At 35.6% G+C, this 19,496-nt stretch carries 16 protein-coding genes; 7 read left to right on the forward strand and 9 right to left on the reverse strand.

What is annotated here, in order from left to right; all coding sequences use genetic code 11:
* Positions 1-12: 12 nt before the first annotated feature.
* The gene (locus tag QP953_RS25255) at positions 13-765 is read right to left on the reverse strand and encodes a class I SAM-dependent methyltransferase (RefSeq protein WP_309553314.1); all 753 of its coding nucleotides are present in this window, start codon (positions 763-765) and stop codon (positions 13-15) included.
* Positions 766-771: 6 nt separating this feature from the next.
* Complete coding sequence (locus QP953_RS25260) at positions 772-1,278, reverse strand: hypothetical protein (RefSeq protein ID WP_052597721.1); 507 nt, start codon at positions 1,276-1,278, stop codon at positions 772-774.
* Between the two features lie 603 nt (positions 1,279-1,881).
* Here QP953_RS25260 and QP953_RS25265 point away from each other — a divergent pair.
* From QP953_RS25265 to QP953_RS25280, 4 genes are all read left to right on the forward strand, one after another.
* The gene (locus tag QP953_RS25265; RefSeq protein WP_309553315.1) at positions 1,882-2,328 is read left to right on the forward strand and encodes a cytochrome B; all 447 of its coding nucleotides are present in this window, start codon (positions 1,882-1,884) and stop codon (positions 2,326-2,328) included.
* Between the two features lie 66 nt (positions 2,329-2,394).
* Positions 2,395-2,811, forward strand: a complete 417-nt coding sequence (locus QP953_RS25270) for a hypothetical protein (RefSeq protein WP_052597723.1) — start codon at positions 2,395-2,397, stop codon at positions 2,809-2,811.
* A gap of 4 nt (positions 2,812-2,815) precedes the next feature.
* The gene (locus QP953_RS25275; RefSeq protein ID WP_309553316.1) at positions 2,816-3,700 is read left to right on the forward strand and encodes an FKBP-type peptidyl-prolyl cis-trans isomerase; all 885 of its coding nucleotides are present in this window, start codon (positions 2,816-2,818) and stop codon (positions 3,698-3,700) included.
* Positions 3,701-3,713: 13 nt separating this feature from the next.
* Positions 3,714-4,718 (forward strand): tol-pal system YbgF family protein, encoded by a 1,005-nt coding sequence (locus QP953_RS25280; protein ID WP_156039793.1) that lies wholly within the window; start codon positions 3,714-3,716, stop codon positions 4,716-4,718.
* A gap of 66 nt (positions 4,719-4,784) precedes the next feature.
* Here QP953_RS25280 and QP953_RS25285 read toward each other — a convergent pair whose 3' ends face one another.
* Positions 4,785-6,578: an acyl-CoA dehydrogenase family protein gene (locus QP953_RS25285; protein WP_052597726.1), complete on the reverse strand. Its 1,794-nt coding sequence runs from the start codon at positions 6,576-6,578 to the stop codon at positions 4,785-4,787.
* 474 nt (positions 6,579-7,052) lie between these two features.
* Here QP953_RS25285 and QP953_RS25290 point away from each other — a divergent pair, with 474 nt between their 5' ends.
* Positions 7,053-7,820, forward strand: a complete 768-nt coding sequence (locus tag QP953_RS25290) for a TatD family hydrolase (protein ID WP_052597727.1) — start codon at positions 7,053-7,055, stop codon at positions 7,818-7,820.
* A 115-nt stretch (positions 7,821-7,935) separates the two neighbouring features.
* Here the strand turns inward: QP953_RS25290 and QP953_RS25295 are convergent, their stop codons facing one another.
* Complete coding sequence (locus QP953_RS25295) at positions 7,936-10,320, reverse strand: outer membrane beta-barrel family protein (RefSeq protein WP_309553317.1); 2,385 nt, start codon at positions 10,318-10,320, stop codon at positions 7,936-7,938.
* 364 nt (positions 10,321-10,684) lie between these two features.
* On the opposite strand from QP953_RS25295, the gene QP953_RS25300 reads away from it, so the two are divergent.
* Positions 10,685-11,719, forward strand: coding sequence for a histidine kinase (locus QP953_RS25300; RefSeq protein ID WP_309553318.1), 1,035 nt, complete (start codon positions 10,685-10,687; stop codon positions 11,717-11,719).
* Here the strand turns inward: QP953_RS25300 and QP953_RS25305 are convergent.
* Positions 11,716-12,411 (reverse strand): LytTR family DNA-binding domain-containing protein, encoded by a 696-nt coding sequence (locus QP953_RS25305; RefSeq protein ID WP_309553319.1) that lies wholly within the window; start codon positions 12,409-12,411, stop codon positions 11,716-11,718. The two genes, QP953_RS25300 and QP953_RS25305, sit on opposite strands and share 4 nt — an antisense overlap.
* Positions 12,412-12,551: 140 nt before the next feature.
* Here QP953_RS25305 and QP953_RS25310 point away from each other — a divergent pair, with 140 nt between their 5' ends.
* Positions 12,552-12,986: a DoxX family protein gene (locus QP953_RS25310; protein WP_052597731.1), complete on the forward strand. Its 435-nt coding sequence runs from the start codon at positions 12,552-12,554 to the stop codon at positions 12,984-12,986.
* A 76-nt stretch (positions 12,987-13,062) separates the two neighbouring features.
* Here the strand turns inward: QP953_RS25310 and QP953_RS25315 are convergent, their stop codons facing one another.
* The 4 genes from QP953_RS25315 to QP953_RS25330 form a co-directional block, all read right to left on the reverse strand.
* A complete protein-coding gene (locus tag QP953_RS25315) occupies positions 13,063-14,391 on the reverse strand; it encodes an ABC transporter permease (protein ID WP_072011002.1) in 1,329 nt (442 codons plus the stop codon).
* Positions 14,392-14,397: 6 nt separating this feature from the next.
* Positions 14,398-16,170 carry an ABC transporter permease subunit gene (locus QP953_RS25320; protein WP_052597732.1) on the reverse strand — a complete coding sequence of 591 codons (1,773 nt, stop codon included), beginning with the start codon at positions 16,168-16,170 and terminating at the stop codon, positions 14,398-14,400.
* A gap of 229 nt (positions 16,171-16,399) precedes the next feature.
* Complete coding sequence (locus tag QP953_RS25325) at positions 16,400-17,194, reverse strand: universal stress protein (RefSeq protein WP_052597733.1); 795 nt, start codon at positions 17,192-17,194, stop codon at positions 16,400-16,402.
* Positions 17,195-17,475: 281 nt separating this feature from the next.
* Positions 17,476-19,041, reverse strand: a complete 1,566-nt coding sequence (locus tag QP953_RS25330; RefSeq protein WP_052597734.1) for a response regulator — start codon at positions 19,039-19,041, stop codon at positions 17,476-17,478.
* Positions 19,042-19,496: the final 455 nt, after the last annotated feature.

Here is a 19,496-nt window from a genome sequence, read left to right on the forward strand (position 1 = left end):
GGCTAACTTTCATTAAATATCTTCTTTCGATAACTTAACATAGTAAGTCATGGCCTCTTCCAAGTTAGCTTCTTTTATAAATTCCATCTGTTCATAATCGACACGCCCACCTGCTTGAATATCCATCAATTGCAATCCTGTTCCTTCCAGCAAAAGTTGAAAATCTACAGGAGTATAACAACGTAAAAATTGACGAACGACCGTATTAGGGTCATCCTTACGCCACCAACTATCTACCAATCGAGCCTCCAAAACATCAAAATTATATTGCCGAAAACAAGCTCCTAAATCCATTGTCCTACCATTGGCAATCCCAGCCCAATACCAAGTTGCCCCTACCTCGATAACAATACTCCCATTAGGCTTTAACCAAGCTGCCATTCGTCTTAGTAAATTTCTTTGATCTTCATCCGTTCCTATCCCAAAACTATCAAAATAGCAAATCAAATCAAATTGTTCTTTGTAAGCAAATGTATAAAAATCGCCTTGTTGAATAGCAATTTCCACCTTCATTTGATGACTTAACTTTTGAGCATGCCACACCGATTCTTCCAACAACTCAATCATGCTCACCTCATGCCCTAATTCTGCCAAAGCAATTGCTGTTTGCCCCCCTCCTGCTCCCAGCTCTAAAACTTTTTTAGCACTTGAGTCTGTCATTTTATTGAGCAACAACGCCCGTTCTCTATGACTTTCTTCAACAGGTCCCAGATACACACCAAACCATTCGTTTTGCGCCTCATAAAAGGTTTTCACCCAATCCATTTCTTATTAATTTTTATCATCTATAATCAAATGTTCTGATAAATCTTTATCTATCAATTGTATCTTTTGTATATTTATATAACAAGCAAATAAGACAGTCGTACACGTTAATAATACCCAATACCCCCAGTCAAACATCCTTAAGCTTGCCATTGAAAAACCACGATCATATAATGCATAAAGTGGCAATAAATACACCACACTTCCAACGCCAAAGAGAAAATAATTGATCATTCGTTGGCGAGTGGAATAATAGCGTTTCTTAATGGTATATTTATAAAATGCATAACCCATAATAGGCAACCAAAATAAAGTACTAAATACTAAGGTTATGATGATCATCACATCTATTGGCGCACGTCTTCTTTCTAAGTAATAAAACTCAAAAATTTTCCAATAAACTTCTGTCCGATTATGCCCCTCTAAAAATGGACACAAAAAAGTTCCTACTCCTATAACAAACGTAATCCAAAAACTCTTTTTTATCCGTTCAATTTTTTTATCCTCATCCATTTTTTAATCTGTTAAACCAATCTACCAAGCCTTTTCAAAAGTTAATCGTTCGCCAAGGTAACCTTTTATACATTTTGAAAAACACCCCAAAATGGTTATTGTGACCACTCTTATCTCCACAAAAAGTGGTCTAAAAAACTCTCTTTTACAGATTATTCGCAATATCTTTTAAAACCACTACTAAAAACAGATTACCTAAAAAGCATATCATCCTAATTATCAACAAGATGCTTTCTTCTATTTTTTATAGAACCCGAAGACTCACGAAGTAAAAACTAAAAAACTAAGCTTGCCGAGTAGCCTTCACGAAGCTAATCAACGGAGTATTATTATTTTATACAAGCACTTTATTAGCCAACTACATTACTAGTATAGGCTATTTCAGTAGTGCTGTTCAGTTGATAATCAGTCTTATACAATCAAACCTCACAAAATTTTAACAATCTAATTATCAACTTAATACAAGGTACTTTTTTAAGTTTCCTGTTAAAAAACATAAAAATTAGCACACTATTCACTAAAGTAAAATAGCAAAAATCCCTAACTTTGAGGCACAACAAAACAGATAGACTCATATTTTGACCACTTGAAAAAAATACACTTATGTTATCAGGTATTAGACATGCTCATTCAGGGCTTCGATGGATTGTTCTTATTTTGCTACTTCTAGCCATTGCCAATGCTTTTAGTGGCTGGCGCAGTAAAAAATCTTATACTGACAAAGACAAAAAGATCCATCTTTTTGCCATGATTTTTGTTCACATCCAAGTACTTATTGGTTTTATATCTTATTATTTAAATTTAGGTGGCAAAGTCAACTTTGGAGCCATTAAAGAAAGCCCAATGATTCGATTTTTTACAGTCGAACACATGACCATGATGCTAATTGCCATGATTGTTATTACAATTGGGTTTAGCCGTTCTAAGAAAATAAAAGAAACCCCATTACGTTTTAGACTTGTTTTTATGACCTATTTAATTGGCTTGGTGCTCATTTTAGCTGGTATTCCTTGGCCATTTAGAGCAGCACTAGGTGCTGGTTGGTTCTAATTTGACTCCATTTTTTCTCTTCTAATTGCTACAACGGCAATTAGAAGAGGATTTAACGATATATCAATGGCTATACTAATCAATAAGTTATCTCTCTTTTTATTTGTTTTACTTTTTATAATCAGCTGCTCTCCTAAGCCTACCCAAACCCTAGATGAGCTTTATGAGAAAACGATTTTCACAACAGACACATCAAAAACTAAAGTAAAAACAGGCGACAAAGTTACTATTTATTACTGCCTCAAAAATAAAGATAAAGTCATTGCTAGTTCTGATGATGCCATTGAACCTTCTGTTATCACAATACCCCCAAACGAAAGTCTAGATAAATTCCAATATCCACTTACTTGGTTAGGATTAGGAGATAGTTGTGTCGCAACAATTGATGCTGCCGATGCAAAACTAGAATTATCTGCCTACAAAGAGCATTTTAATGCTGGAGACAAGGCAACATTTATATATAAAGTATTGAAGATTAACTAATTTTATGCGCCCCACCTTCTTTTTTCTATTATCAATTTTATTTATACTCAGCAGCTGCCAACCCGCCATTTGGCGCAAGCAAATCAAAGGCTTAAAGCCTTATAACAAACATGAATTTTGGTATGAAAAAGTTCCCAAAACATCCACTAATCGCCTTCCCAAAGTAGGTGAAGAAGTTCGAATTGACTATACCTTAAGAAAAGGAGATAAAATTTTAGATCATTCCTATGATAATGTTTATCCTGTTTTAGTACAAATTCCAGAAGAACGTTACGACAACTTTTTCACCAAAGCACTCAAATTGATGGCAGAAGGAGACAGCCTTCGATTGTTAATCCCTGCGGCAGAGGTTCCAGAGTTATTAGGTCAGTATGTATTAGAATTTGAAGAAGAAGATTTGGTTACATTTACTTATAAGATGCACCAAATTAAAAGCCAAGCTGATCTTCAAGCAGAAATTTTAGCAGAACAAGTTTACTTAGATTCTGTTCGTTTGAAAATTCCAGAGTTAATTGCTCAATTTGACAAAAAAGAACTCCCTAATTTACAGACAACGCCATCGGGTTTGTCCTATCTAATTTTTGAAAATGGAACAGGACCTAGAGCAGCTTTGGGCGATGCGGTTAGTGTTCATTATATTTGTTTTTCTAATACAGGAAAAATTGTTGACGATTCTTATACCAATATGGTTCCTTTGTCTTTTATTGTTGGAAGTCAATCTTTGATTGAAGGTTGGTCAGAAGGAACAACTTTATTAAGCCAAGGCGGAAAAGCAGTCTTGTTTATCCCTCCTAACTTGGCTTATGGTACTCAAGGCAATGGCGATGCCATTGCTCCCAACTCTTGGGTTATCTTTTTTATCGAGTTAATGGATGTTCAAAAAAAATAAAACTACTACCAAAATGAGATACTTACTTTTGCTACTCGTATTATTCGCATTTACAGCCTGTAATACAGAAAGAAACAATCAACGCGAGATAATTACAGGAATGGAAGCTGCTGTAGCTAAAAATACGGAAGATAAGTTTTTGCGTCCTTTGATTGCCAATTACCTCCAATATTACAAAGATTTTAAAGAAGATGAAATGGCACCTATTTATCTTTATCGTTGTGCTGTTTTGTACTATAGACTTCATAATCATGGAGAGGCATCCAAACATTTGGAAACGATTTTGAGAGAGTATCCCGAAACGCCTATTTTGGAAGATACCTATCTTTTTTTGGCAATGATTCAAGCCAGTCCTGTGGGAAGAAAATCTCGTGCCGAAGAAATATACAAGGAATATTTAGAAAAATATCCACAAGGTAAAGGTATTGCCGAAGCCAATTATTTTTTTCGACCAGAGAATGAGAAATTACAAGATCGAATTGACGAAGTATTAAAAGAAATTAACAGCCTTCCAAGAGGTGCTAGTCCTAGCGAAACGGTCTTAAAAAAATTGATGTTTTTATATGCTAATTTTGTTAAAAGCAATCCAGATAGTCCTCTATCGCCTACCTATTGCTTACAAGGGGCTCGGTTAGCTGTTCGCTTAGAGGAGCATTTGATTGCAATACAGTTTTTAGACAAGATCTATACAAGTTACCCTAAATTTGAACAATACGCTGATGCAATGTTGATGTTAGCCGTTGAATACGATACCAACATTACGCTTTATCTTCGCAAAAACAAGGTTGTTTCCTCTCCTTTAAATGATAATATTACAGCTGCCAAATTAAAAAATATGGATGTAATTGCAGAAGGGGGGAAATTATATAAAGAAATTATTGAGCGTTTCCCCAATTATGAAGTTGCGGAATCTGCTCGAAGTGGCTTAAAAAATCTAGGAAAAGAAACGGAAGCTGTTGTCGAAGAATTTATTCGAGTTCAAGACTCTATTCAAAATGCTACACTAAGCCCACAGTAAAATAAGAAGGCTGTTGAAGCACCTCGCTCCAACAGCCTTTTGTTATTTATTCGATACAACGTATGTTTATTTAAAACAGTATTGATTAGCCTCCAACAATTGATCTGCAATTGTTCGACGCAATTCTTTAGTATTCAAAAACTCATGCTTGGTAAAACGCTTAATTCCTAGCATAATCATACGCTTGGTGTCTCCATCCGCCCAAGCAGCAACTGCATTTTTAGCATGAATGCCACAACGTTCAATCGCATCGTTCACATACAATTGAGTCATTGCTATTTCTGACTTACAAGCTTCCTCTCCTCGAACACTGCATGCTTTTAGCGTTGCTAAAATAGCTGATTCACAGACATAAATTTCAGACATAATATCTGCTAAATTCATTAAGATTTCTTGCTCATCTTGTAATGCTTGCATTAATTTCTGAATGGTAGCTCCTGCTACTGCCAAAAATAGTTTTTTCAAGTTGGCAACATATTTTTTCTCATCTGCTAACAAACCACTTGCCATATCTCCCATTGAAGGCATTCCTGTCAATTCTTTTTGAACAGCCATAGCAGGAGTCATCATATCCATTTCTCCTTTTAGAACACGTTTCATCAACATATCCACTGTCAACATACGATTGATTTCATTGGTACCTTCAAAAATACGATTGATACGAGCATCACGATAAGCACCAGCCATATGCATTTCTTCTGAATAGCCCATTCCACCATGAATCTGTAAACCTTCGTCTGCACAATAATCCAAGCATTCTGAACCATATACTTTCAAGATAGCACACTCGATAGCGTATTCTTCTGCTGCTCCCAACAAAGCATCTGCTAGAGGTTTTCCTTCTTCTGTCAACTTATGCTCCATTCGAGAAATATCTCTTCCTGCGCGGTGCATTGCTGATTCTACAGCGTAAATACGAGTTGCTTGCTCTCCTAATTTGTATTTAATTGCTCCAAATTGACCAATATTTTTGCCAAATTGTTTGCGCTCATTAGCATATTGAATAGATAAAGTACTCAATGTTTTAGAAGCACCTAAAACGCCCGCACACAATTTGATACGACCAATATTCAAGATATTAAAAGCAATTTTGTGCCCTTTTCCTATTTCTCCCAACAAGTTTTCTACAGGAACTTTTACATTCTCGAAGAATACTTGACGAGTAGAAGAACCTTTAATTCCTAGCTTTTGCTCTTCTGCTCCTAAAGAAACGCCTTCCCAGTCTTTTTCTATAATAAACCCTGTAAATTTATCTCCGTCTACTTGTGCAAATACGGTAAATACATCTGCAAATCCAGCATTTGTAATCCACATTTTTTGACCATTTACAATGTAGTGCTTTCCATCTTCAGACAATACCGCCTGAGTTTTGGCAGACAAAGCATCTGAACCAGATGTTGGCTCTGTCAAACAATAGGCAGCAAACTTATCTCCTGCAATGCAAGGTGGCAAATACTTTTGCTTCTGAGCCTCTGTACCAAAATACAAGATTGGCAACATTCCAATCCCTGTATGTGCTCCATGCGACAAGGAGAAAGAACGCGTAGGTGCCAAAGCTGCGGTCAAAGCCATGTTGGTCTCAAAGTTTTGCATAAACCCTCCATATTCCTCAGGAAATGAAGTTCCCAACAGTCCCAAGTCACCAGCTTCTTTTAGTAGCTTTTTGGTCAACTCCAAATCTAATTTTTCAATTTGATCTGCAACAGGAAGTACCTTTTTATTCACAAACTCATTGGCCATTCCTAAGACCATATTCTGCTCTTCTGTCAAATCTTCTACTATAAATACACTGGAGGGATCTGTCTCTGTTATCAAGAACTCACCACCTTTCAATAGCTTTTGCTCTGTGTCCATCATCATAATTTTAATTGATTTAATTGTTTTGATGTATAATTGATTAACTTTTTGGTTAAATTTTCTTTCAAAGAAACGAACAAAACTAGTAAAATGTTCCGTAAAAAGAAATTTTCTTCTAAACTTTCAGTAAGTTTTGAAAATAAAATTTCTTTAACATTTTGCTAAAGCATTGTTAATATTTCCATTCGCTCCATTCAAACAGCAACGTAGTTCCTCTTTTCAACTCTATTTTATTACCATTCACAGGTTGCTCTTGAACTAATTTTGAGCGTTCGATGTTGGTAGCGATGAACAACAAAGTACATCAATAGCTTTGTACGACAACCATATACTTATACCATTCTCTATTGTTTTTTTTATACCTTTGAGGCTTTTAAGCCAGTAGGCAAAAAATAATAATCCTCCATCTATTTGATAGATAGTCTATCAAATTATATCAACAATCATCAAAAATTATACTTATTCACAAATAACCTTATGTTAGTAGATACACACGCACATTTATACGCCTCTCAATTCAAAGATGATCGAGCAGAAATGATTCAACGTGCTTTTGATAATGGCATTGAGCATTTATTTTTGCCCAATATAGACGCTCAATCTATCGACGGTATGCTAGCTTTAGAAAAAGCTTATCCCAATCAATGCCACGCTATGATGGGCTTACATCCTTGCTCTGTCGATGCTGATTATAAAAAAACACTCGCCATGATGGAAGAATGGTTCGACAAACGTCCTTTCTGTGCTGTTGGTGAAATTGGTTTGGATTATTACTGGAGTAAAGAGTTTGTTGCTGAACAAAAAGATGCATTTCGCACTCAATGCCGTTGGGCAAAAGAACTGGATATTCCTATTGTCATTCATGCCCGCGATTCGCTAGACGATTTAATTCAAATTGTAAGAGAAGAAAAAACCGCTAATTTTAGAGGTATTTTTCACTGTTTTGGCGGAAGTCTCGAACAAGCAAACCAAATCATTGAATTAGGTTTTTTAATGGGTCTAGGAGGTGTTTTAACTTTTAAAAAGGCAAACTTAGGTGCCGTTGTTGAACACATTGATCTAAAACACTTAGTTTTGGAAACGGATGCTCCTTATCTGACTCCAACTCCTTATCGTGGCAAGCGAAATGAAAGTGCTTATATTAAGATTATTGCCGAAAAACTAGCAGAAGTCAAAGGAATCTCCGTAGAAGAAGTCGGCAAGGTAACCAGTGCTACAGCCCTAGAACTGTTTGGTGTTCAATGATTGTTCTAACACTCATATACTTCTCTGAAAAATAAACGGAATAATATTAATGTTGAATGGTATCCAATAGTACCATTCAACATTAAGTATTTCTCAATTTTTGAATCCTTAAATCCTAACGACGGCGACCTCCCGAATACTCCATGGCTTCTCCTTTGCCAAATCCATAGCTAAATCCAAGCGTTATAAAACGTCCACGTTGTCCAAAACTATAGATATAAAAATCCTCTTGTTCTATTTCTGTTTCTCGAACACGAGTCGCAAAAAGATCTCGCACGCTCAAACTTATAACAGCTTTTCCTTTCAACAACTTTTTGCGAACGCCTAGATTCAAAGCAAAACTCTGCCCTACTGTACTTTGTACGGTTTTATATTTAGAACGGTAATCTCCCATCAGTTCAAAATCAATATCATAAGGCAATTGAAATTTCGTTGTTAATTTCGTTGACCACTGGTCTGCCTTAAAATCAAACTCTGCGGTACCAAAGGTTCCTTGACGGCTAAAATAGTTATAATTAAAATCACCATTAATCGTTAACCATTTCAATGGTGTATACTTCGCATTAAACTCTACTCCTGTCGCATTTCGTTGACCAATATTCATTGGCATAAATGTATTAACATTGTTCTCAAAAGTAGATACTCGTTCAATGACAGCTGTTGTATAACGATGGTAGACACTCAAATTCAAAGAGAGTTTATCTAGAATATAAATTCCTGTCAGTTCATACGAGTCTGTAAATTCTGGTAATAAATCAGGATTTCCAGAACGTATCGTAAAGTTATTTCGAATATTAAAGAAAGGGTTCAAATCCCATAACCTAGGTCTGAATATTCGGCGAGAATACCCCGCCTGCATAGAGAAACGTTCGTTAATTTTGTAAGAGGCATGGGCACTAGGAAACAGGTTGGTGTAATTTTGATTGTTCGCCTCGTTCGTATTCACCAAAAAGGTTCGTAGGTCGGTATTTTCTACTCTCAAACCTATTTTAACGCCCCATTTTTTATCTTCATAAGAGCCCGTTCCATAAAATGCCAATACTTTTTGATCGTATTCAAATACATTCGTTAGTCCTTGGTTCAGTACCCAGTTGTCATTAATCAGATCAGAAACAGCATAGTCATTGCTAATATCCATGATAACATATTGACTTCCCAACTCCATCTTAACTTTCTTACCAAAAGGCTTTACATAATCTGCCTGAAACGTATATCGTGCCTCTTTAAAAGCTGTATTGGTTTGTTGATAGCTATTCTCTAAATTTCCTGATGTGGTAATATTTTCAAACTCTGAATTTTGCGCTTTACTAAAGAAATTACCCAAAGCACTAATTTGTAGGGTATGTTCCTTGTTGTCTTTAAACTCCCCTTTATAAATCAATTCATATTGCCCTTTGGGATTGGTTGCCCCTGTTGTTTCTTTTCGATACCACTCTGCTACTGTAAAGTCATTGTTGTCTATCTCTTTAAAATTTGTTTGAGAGGGTTGGCTTTCTATTTCGTAAGCAAAGTTTCCTGATAAGGTTAGCACATTACGATCATTAATATGATAATCTGCTCCTAACAAAACATTAAAAAAAGTTTCGTTCCTATATTCCACTCCATCGCTCAAAATACTTGTTCCAGTAACTAAGTTTCGATTGATATTCTCATTATTTCTTGGCAAGGAACGATACCCTGCTCCTATTTGACTAAATAAATTAAATTTCTCTGTTCGTTGATTTAAACTAAACCCGATGCTATGGTTATGAGGATACCCCGTGTTTAAAGAAATGGAGCCGTTTACCCCCTTTCGCTCTTCTTTTTTTAGAACAATATTGATAATGCCAGCCGTTCCTTCAGCATCGTACTTAGCCGATGGATTGGTCACAACCTCTATTTTTTCAACCATATCAGCAGTGATTGTCCCCAAAGCATTGCTCTCATCGCTTGCCAAAATAGATGGTTTACCATTAATCAATATTTGTACCCCACTCGTTCCTCTCAAACTAACTTGCCCCTCAATATTCACATCGACAGAAGGCACATTATTTAATAACTCCAAGGCGCTTGCTCCCGTACTACTCAAATCCTTGCCAACATTAAATACTTTTTTATCCAACTTGAACTCCATTTGAGATTTTTCTGCACGCACAACCACATCTTCCAACACCTCTCCATCTTCTGAGAGTTCGATTGTTCCAACATCTATTTGATTTCCTTCTAGAGATAGGTTGCTTATTTTTTGCGTTTTGAATCCTATAAAGCTAATTTCGATGTAAAAATTATTAGAGTCTACTTCTAATTCAAAACTCCCATCTTCTTTTGTTGTTGTTCCTGTTATGAGTTGTTTCGTTTGCTGGTTTGCCACCATAATCGTCGCAAACTCGACGGGCTGTTGGCCACTTTTTTCGATGACTTTGCCAAATACTTTTAATGGCTTGGATTTTTGAGCCCATGCATTCTGCTCAAAAGCAAAAAACAGCACCATACAAAGTGTGAAACTAATGATCGTTTTCATTGTAACGAATTGTTTTAGATAAATTTATAGTGTTTAAAAGAGCAACTACCTAATCCATAATCTTGTCATTTACTTTATCGATATCTTTGGTTTTTAGTGCTGCTTTACAAAGAACGAAGGATAATTCTAAAAAAGAAAATGAATTCTTTGAACAGCATTTTTAATTGGACAAACAACATTCTTAACTCATATTAGGGTAACACCCTCCGTTGAACCACAAAAAACTGTCGTTTACCTGATTTATGTTGAAATCACGCAAAAAAAAGTTGTTATTTGACATTGGTAATTCGATTATGCCAGATCATAAAATCGTTGCTTAGTCCTAAAACAAAATCATAAAAACTAAAAAGTTAGTACACTACTAATGAAAGCGTATTTAGAAAAAATAGCCCCTTTTTTCAAAGAATTTATTTTCCAAACCATCCTAACTTTTTTGGTATTTATCTTCTATGCTATTGATCGAAAAAACCCTCAAATAGAAGCCTACGAAATTGCCTTTTTTTTGAGTTTGGCAACTTCTGCATTTCTAATTAACTACATCTTACTTCCCTGTTTTTTTTATGCAAAGAAGTATTTTCATTTTGTTGTAGGTTTAGGAGTTGTCATTTTAGCCGCTGTATTGATGGAAGAACTCGTATTGGAGAAAATTTATTTTCCAGATACAAGAGGGCACCGATTTTCTAGTATTTTCTATACCTCAATCGGAATTTTGCCTGTTGTAACGATTCTAGTAGGGTTTAAATTTTGTTGGGATTTGATCGAACAGCAGCAACAACTAGAGCACCTAAAGGCGATTGTACAAGAAAGCGAATTGCAATATTTAAATTCTCAAATCAACCCTCATTTCTTATTTAACAACCTCAATAATTTATATGCTCACGCCATTGAAGAATCGCCTCAAACCCCTGAAATAATTTTAGATTTATCCGCTACACTGCGTTATATGCTGTACGACTGCAAGGCTACCTCAGTCCCATTAAAAAAAGAAATCGAACATCTAGAAAACTTTATTCGCATCAGCAAATTGCAAATTGAAGATAGAGGTCATGTTCAATTCCACTACCCTGACTTAGCGCAATATTATGAGATTGCACCTTTAATCTTGATTGTTTTTGTTGAAAATGCCTTTAAACATAGTACTGCTAGTCAAGTGGCACAAATTACAATTAATGTTCAATTAGAAATCACTGCATCTGGATACTTAGAATTCACATGCACCAATTCTTTTGACAAACAATCCAATACAAAAAATTTATCGCATGGAATTGGTTTAGCTAACGTCAGAAAAAGACTACAATTACTCTATCCACAAAGCCATCAATTGGACATTCAAGAAAATGGGCAAATGTATCAAGTCTTTTTGTCCTTGCAATTGAAAAGCAAGCGCCCAGTACCCTAAGTTTTGTACAACTGATTAAGGAATGTTTCTTTGTAAGCTCTACCAATAGGAACTTTAGCTCCTCCTATCAGGTAAGCACGATTGCCAGATATTTTCTCAATATGCGCGGTATTAACGACAAAAGACTTTTGTATCCGTACAAATTGCTGGTTGTCCAAACATTCTTCCCAATAACGCAACGGTTCTGAAGATAGGTATTTTTTCTGCGCCAAAAATAGCTCTGTATAATCTCCGTCAGATTTTATATATAAAATATCATTCACCTGAATCTTGATGTGATCGTATCCCGATTTTATAAATAAGGCATCTGGGAAAGTAGTTCTTTTTTCTGAATTAGAGAGGGGGATGCTCTGAGGAATCTTGGCAATTGCCTTAACAAAACGTTGAAAAGAAAATGGCTTTAATAAATAATCTACAACACTCCATTCATAGCTTTCTAGCGCATAATCGGGAAATGCTGTCGTCAATATAATATGTGGCGGATTCGTGATTGTTTCTAAAAAATCAAGACCTGATATTTTAGGCAAGTGAATATCTAAAAAGATGACATCAACAGAGTTGGTTTGAAGAAAATTGATGGCTTCAATTCCATTCGAAAAGGTAGCGTCTAGTGTTAAAGCACCTACTTCACTGATGTACTTTTTCAAAATTCGCTGAGCAGGTGGTTGATCTTCTATTATAATACAATTCATTGTTCTATTGATAAGGAAAGTAAAAACAGAAAACAAAGTTTATTCTCCTATTGTTCCAATTTCATAGCCTCATTGGCTCTAAAAAAGCTATATATCATTAATTATCAAAATAATCTTCTACAAATTAAATTATTCTTATAATGAAAGTACTTAATTTCCTCTTAATTGATTTGCCCCCTAGAAGCAAGGATGCAGGCTTACTTTTTTTACGTCTTATTATTGGTGGCGGAATGCTCTTTGGGCATGGAATTGGCAAGATGAAAATGCTCTTTGGAGGTGGAGCAATCTCTTTTCCTGATCCATTAGGAATGGGCGTTGAAATCTCTTTATTTTTAGCTGTTTTTGCGGAAGTACTCTGTTCTATTCTTATAATGCTAGGTTTATTTACTCGAGCAGCCCTAGTTCCGTTAATTTTTACAATGTTTGTTGCTTTATTTCTGGTTCATTTGTCAGACCCATTTCCCAAGCAAGAAAAAGCCATTCTGTATGGAGCGACTTATATTGCTTTATTTCTGCTTGGACCTGGACGCTATGCCTTAGACGAGCAACTAAAAAAGCGAATTGGAAAAAGATAATTCTTTTTGCAATTCGCTCAATCAGTTCTTAAGTTCAATGCTTATTTAAAAGCCCCTACTCTATAAGGGGCTGCCCTTATTCTCTTAATCGAGGATCAAGTGCTTCTGTTAAACCTTCTCCTATTAAATTGAAAATGGTTACCGTTATAAAAATGGCAAACCCTGGAAAAATTGCCAACCACCAAGCAGAGAATTTATCTCTTGATAGTTGTAATAATGATCCCCAAGTAACTTGATCGTCTGGGATTCCTACTCCAATAAACGATAGAAAGGCTTCTGTTAGAATAGCCGTGGCTACTCCAAAAGCAATGGCAATCAAAACAGGTGCTAAAGCATTTGGCAAAGCATGGCGCCATATAATTCTAAACTCACTATATCCAAAAGCTTGAGCAGCTTCAATATATTCCAAACGTCGAATTCGAAGCAATTCTGCTCGAATAAATTTTGCGATACCTGTCCAACTTACAGTTCCAATAATAACCATAACAAATAGCACAGAAGGTTTTTCTATAATAGCAACGATGGCTAAAATTAAAATCAACAATGGAATCGAGTTTACTATTTCTATAAAACGCATCACAATAATATCTAAAGCAACCGTAACCTTTTTACCCAAGAAAGGAATTCGTTTCAGTGGTATTGCTAACAAATTCGCCAAAGATAACAAACCGATAAACCACGCAAATATAACGCCTAAGCCGCTTAATAAGCGCCCTTCTCCAATCAAATCAGCGATGACATAACCATTTGTAATAAATGCATAAAAAACAGCTAATATAAAACCAATTATATTCAAGGCAATTCTAATCCTAGAAACCTTCAAACGCTCATCACCAAAATACCCCGAAATAGCGCCAAAAAACAATCCAATCAATGTTGCTATAGACATCGCAACCAAACCAACCAACATAGCAGTTCTAGTTCCATGAATCATTCCTGCTGCTACATCTTGTCCAATTCGTTCTGTTCCCAAATAGTGCCAACCTCGGTTTGTCCCCTCCTCAAAATTTTGCTCTCCAAATGGGCTTTTGAATTTATTATTTTGAGCATCTCTGGTTGTTGCAGAGTAAGTAATTGGAGGAAAGATAGCGTAGTCATAGTCCTGCTCTAACCATTTGGTCGAGATAAATTTTTCGTCCCATGTGGACAAACCTAAATCAACTAAGTATTGATGAAAAATAGGAAAGTGGGTCTCTCCATCTAGTTCACAATAAAATGGACGTTCGTTCGCTATAAAATCAGCAGAAATGGCTATAAACAATATCACATAAAAAACACGTAACGACCATACAGCCAACCTATTTTTGAAAAACTGTTTTCGAACAATTGCCCAATAGCTTCTATCTTCCGACTCTTCAATCGCCTTAGCTATTATATCCGTTCTTTTTTTATTTAGAAAAAACATACTTATTTATTTAAAAGATACACGTGGGTCCACAATAGCATATAAAATATCTGCAATCAAATTACCAATCATGGTCAGTATGGCGGCAAACATTACAATTGTAAACACAACAGGCCAATCTCTTGATGTAATAGACATCAATACTAGTTGTCCCATTCCTGGTATGGCATAAATCAACTCGATGGCAATAGACCCCGACAATGCTCTTGGAAAAACCGAACTAAACAACGTAATAATTGGGAATAAAGAATTTCTAAAAGCGTGTTTCCAAACTACTTTTCGTTCGCTCAATCCTTTGGCTCTTGCCGTACGAATATAATCTTGGCGAATAACTCCCAGCATAGAGCCTCTCATTTGACGTGATAAATAAGCAAACGAACCATACGTGATGCAGAAAATTGGCAGGGCAAGGTGGTGTGCTGCATCCCAAAATTTCATCCATGTAGTAGCATTAGGATCTTCTACCAAATCCAAATCTTGAGCCCCACTAGTCGGAAACCAATCTAATAACTCGCTGTATTCTGCGGTAGTAAAGAAAACTAATAAAATCGTCCCAATCCAAAAACTTGGCAAGGAATACAGAATGAACAACACCGCCGTATTAATGTTATCAATCACCTTTTTTCCTTTTAGTTTCCACAAAGCACTCTTAACCCCCAAAGGGATAGAAATCAAATAGGAAATTAAGATGGCAAAAAAGTTCATGATCAAAGTCCAATACAAAGCATCCTTCATTTTGAGTGACACCTGCTTTCGATCAATATAAGAAAGCCCAAAATCACCTCTTAAAAATCCTTTACTAGCATATCTAGTCAAATTGGCAGACAAACTATCTCGTTCAGAAGACAAGACATTCAAAGATGCCTTTAAAGCTTCCTGATCCTGTAAGTATTGTTCAATTTGTAGTTCATTGGTTGCAAACACTTGACGCAAACTATCTGGATTGGCATTCGTCGTCGCACTATCTAATTCTTGCTGAATCGTATAATTTCGACCTCTCAGCTTACTAATAGAGTTATTTAGACGTCTTTTTTGAGGCACTAAATCTGTAATTTCAGTAGACAATTCCTCTATTCTATAATGGCTAGAGCTATCTACTTTGCTAAACCAAGGATAATCGCCAAACATCCAAGTGTGATATTGAGAGTTGAGGCCATACCATCGAACCGCAGGAAGATACAATTGTAATCTAGTGGGATTGTTTTTTAGATAGTTATATTTATCAATCAAACTATTCCAATCTTCTCGAATAGATTCCATGCCGTTATTTGGGGTTGCCAAAGAATCTTTTAGTAAATTCAGTTTAAACTGAATGGCACCATCTTCATACTCATTAAACAAATCATTAATACAGTTTCTTGCTGTACGTTGTGTAGAATATCGAGCATCTTCAACATCTGCAGATTTGTAATGAATAGCTTTTAACGTTTCGTAATAATCCATTACAGCTGCCGAATTTCCATATTCATCAATCAATCTACTAATGGTTTCTCGATGGTTTCGTTTGTTGATCGTGTATAAATCGGTAGGATAAGCCGCAGAAGTAAACAAGAAATAAAAAGCAGGCTTGTCCAAGCCCAAACTTGCCGCCACCTGTGCATATGCTTTTTCTCCGTTAACCAAATCAGATCGTTGTCCAACGCCATTGCTATCATTTCCTCCCATTACAACCAACACAGGGTCACCTGGCGCCATTTTACTTAAACCAAAAATAAGTAGAGAAATGACAAAAAAGGTTGGAATAAAAATCAATATACGTTTAATGATATATTGAAACATTGTTTCTTATTATGTGTGTATTAGCCTATAAAATTTACGATGATTTTGGTTGTTCCAAACAACCTTTTAGACTCCTATTATTTTTCCATAGAGTCTATTTCTCCTAAGAGCCTTCAAAAATAGAGAATCCTTTTGTATTTAAGGAACTTTGTTTGAACGATTTTAAAGAAAGTTGTTTGTCTTACGCCCTATGACGAGAATTCTCCTTCTTTCTGTCTTCCTTTAGAATCTATCCTTGAGATGCCCCTTTTTTTAGTACCAACAAAGGGATAATCGTCTCAAAAGCCATCTTTTGAGCTTTGCTATATTGTAGTATCTTTTGAAATGTATTTCGAACAGACGCAACTGTGACTAGCAAGTGAAGGTTATTATTATACGAAAAAGCATGCAAAGCAGACGCATAATCCTCTATCACCACATGGTTTTCGCCTTCAACATCGTCATACTTTCCTTGTGGTAAATGAGTTACGTATAATTTAGCTTTAAAAGCTGCGGCAATTTCTTTTACTCTAGGATATACCGCTTGCCAAGCTGGGTTGACAGGAGTAACGTAGGCAATGTTTTTAATTTCTTGAAAAACGATTCCTTTAGGAACAACCAAAACGGGTACATTTACAACGGCTTCTATGGTTGTAGAAATGATGGTCCCCCAAATAATTTTCTTAAAACTACTGCTACTATCTTTCGTTCCTATAACAATCAAATCCAAATCTTTCTGCTGGTTGGCATAGGTAGCAATCATTTCTTTAGCATATCCCAACTCTACTTCTTGGCTAACTTTCACCTGTTCTACTTCAAACTCATTCAACCAATTTTGAAGCATACGCTGAGCAGCCTGTTTCTGTTCTTGTAACAGTTGATGCCGCAAAATTCCAGGTACTAAAATATCCATATTAGGCTCACAGATATGCAGCAAATCAATTTCAGCTCCAAATCGTCGAGCAATTGCAAGAGTGTATTCAAAAGCTTTTTTGGAACTTTCGCTACAACTAGTTGGAAATAGTATTTTTTTAATCGTTGGCATATTAATTTATCTGTAAAACCTGTTTAATAGATGAGCTTTATTACCTATATTAAGATTCAAAATAGCATTGCAGGACAATATACTATATCTTCATTCAAAAATCAAGCTTTGTAATTTTTTATATTAGAGATTATTACCGTGCAATAGAACACATGTATAAGATTTTTTTTTGCAAGGCAAAAGGTATTTTGGGTTTTCTCTGCGTTCTCTAATTAGATAGTTAAAAATGGCTATTCCTAAACGAAATAGCCATTTTTTTGAAGAACAATATAGTCTGTCAATTATAATTTGCGGCTTCTCAACTTAATAATTGGTATGATGATTTCTTCCAAAGAAATCCCTCCATGTTGAAAAGTATTTTGATAATATTTATTGTAATGATTATAATTATTAGGGTAAAGGAAAAATTTATTGTTTTTAGCAAAAATAAACGTCGAACTTACATTAGGCGTAGGCAGTTTAGCATCAGCAGGGCGGCGTACATCTAGTACGTCTTTGCGATCGTATTGCAAATTTTTTCCTACTTTATAACGCAAATTAGTCGTTGTTTCTCTATCTCCAACAACTTTAGACGGCTCGTTGACACGAATACTGCCATGATCTGTTCCTATGAATAACTGAACATCGTGTTCGGCTATAATTTTTAGTGCCTCCCAAATCGCAGAGTGAGAGAACCAAGAACGTGTCAAAGAACGATATGCTTTTTCGTCACTTGCCAATTCTTTTAAAATTTCCATTTCTGTACGAGCATGAGACAACATATCTATAAAGTTATAGACAATGGCTGTAAAATCATTATTCAAGCAATTCTGAATCGTATCCACCAACTGCTTGCCTTTGTCTACAGTAGTTACTTTATAATAAGCGTGTTTAACAGGTTTGCGGAAAGTACGTCGAATTTGCTCTGAAAGCAATTTTTCTTCGTGCATATTTTTGCCACCTTTCTCATTGTCATTCAACCAATAATCGGGATAATACTCTTGAATTTCGCTTGGCATCAAACCTGCAAAAATGGAGTTACGACTATACTGCGTTGTCGTTGGCAAGATGCTATAAAAATAATCTTCTTCTTCGATTCTATAATACTCCGACACAATCGGCTCTATCATTTTCCATTGGTCGTAACGCAAATTATCTAACAACAAAAAGAAGGTTGGTCGATCTGAATTCACATCAGGAAAAACCATAGACCGCAGCAAATCATGCGACATAACGGGCGCATCATCATCGTTATTGATCCAATGCAAATAATTGCGCTCTACATATTTTGAAAACTCTGCATTTGCTTGCTCTTTTTGAGTAGCCAGAATTTCCGCCATGCTTGTTGTATTGGATTCATCCAATTTGAGTTCCCAATGAATGATCTTTTTATAAATTTCTGCCCATTCTTGAAATTCTAGACCACTATTGATTTCCATAAAAATTTTCCGAAATTCTTGCTGATAATCTGTAGCCGTTTGTTCGCGCACCAAGCGATCTGAGTCAATCAATTTGCGAATTGAAGTCAATATTTGTACAGGGTTAACTGGTTTGATTAGATAATCGCTAATCTGAGAACCAATAGCCTGTTCCATAACGCCCTCTTCTTCATTTTTGGTAATCATAACCACGGGCACACTTGGCAATATTTCTTTGATTCTAGGCAAGGTTTCTAACCCTGTTATACCTGGCATACTTTCATCCAAAAAGATGACATCAATGTTTCCCATATGCTCCTCGACTTCCTCTATTGCATCGTGACCATTCGATACCGTAATCACTTTGTAGCCTTTTTTTTCTAGAAACATAATTTGAGGCTTGAGCAATCTAATCTCATCATCAGCCCACAGTATTGTGATATTGTCCATTTAGCTTAAGAATTTGTAAAAGTGAAATAACACTACTTTTCTCTTACAATAAGAGATCATTTGTGTTGTTTATTTATAAATGCCTTGAAAGTGTAGAGGTACGCTCAATAAGCTTGGTTTATTTTTATTTAGTTGTCCATTAATCCTTCTAATCTTACCTGTTTCACACAAGTCTGTTTGTTACAAATACCTCAACAATTTTTTAGAGATATATTCTTATAACTCCATAGATGGTATTTAAGTATTGACCAAACTATTTTTATTGCTCCCTGTATGCATTTATTAGATTGCAACTAAACACAGTTAAGATGTGATTTTAATGGATTCTTGTTTCTTGATTTATTCTAATTGGTTAGAATAGAATGACACGTTTTTGCAAGTGCTGGCTAAAGATAGTCTTTAAACTTAAAAAAATCAAGTTTAGTATAATGAATACTTCGTGTATTTTTTCATTT

This window comes from Aureispira sp. CCB-E, from assembly GCF_031326345.1.
Classification (GTDB): domain Bacteria; phylum Bacteroidota; class Bacteroidia; order Chitinophagales; family Saprospiraceae; genus Aureispira.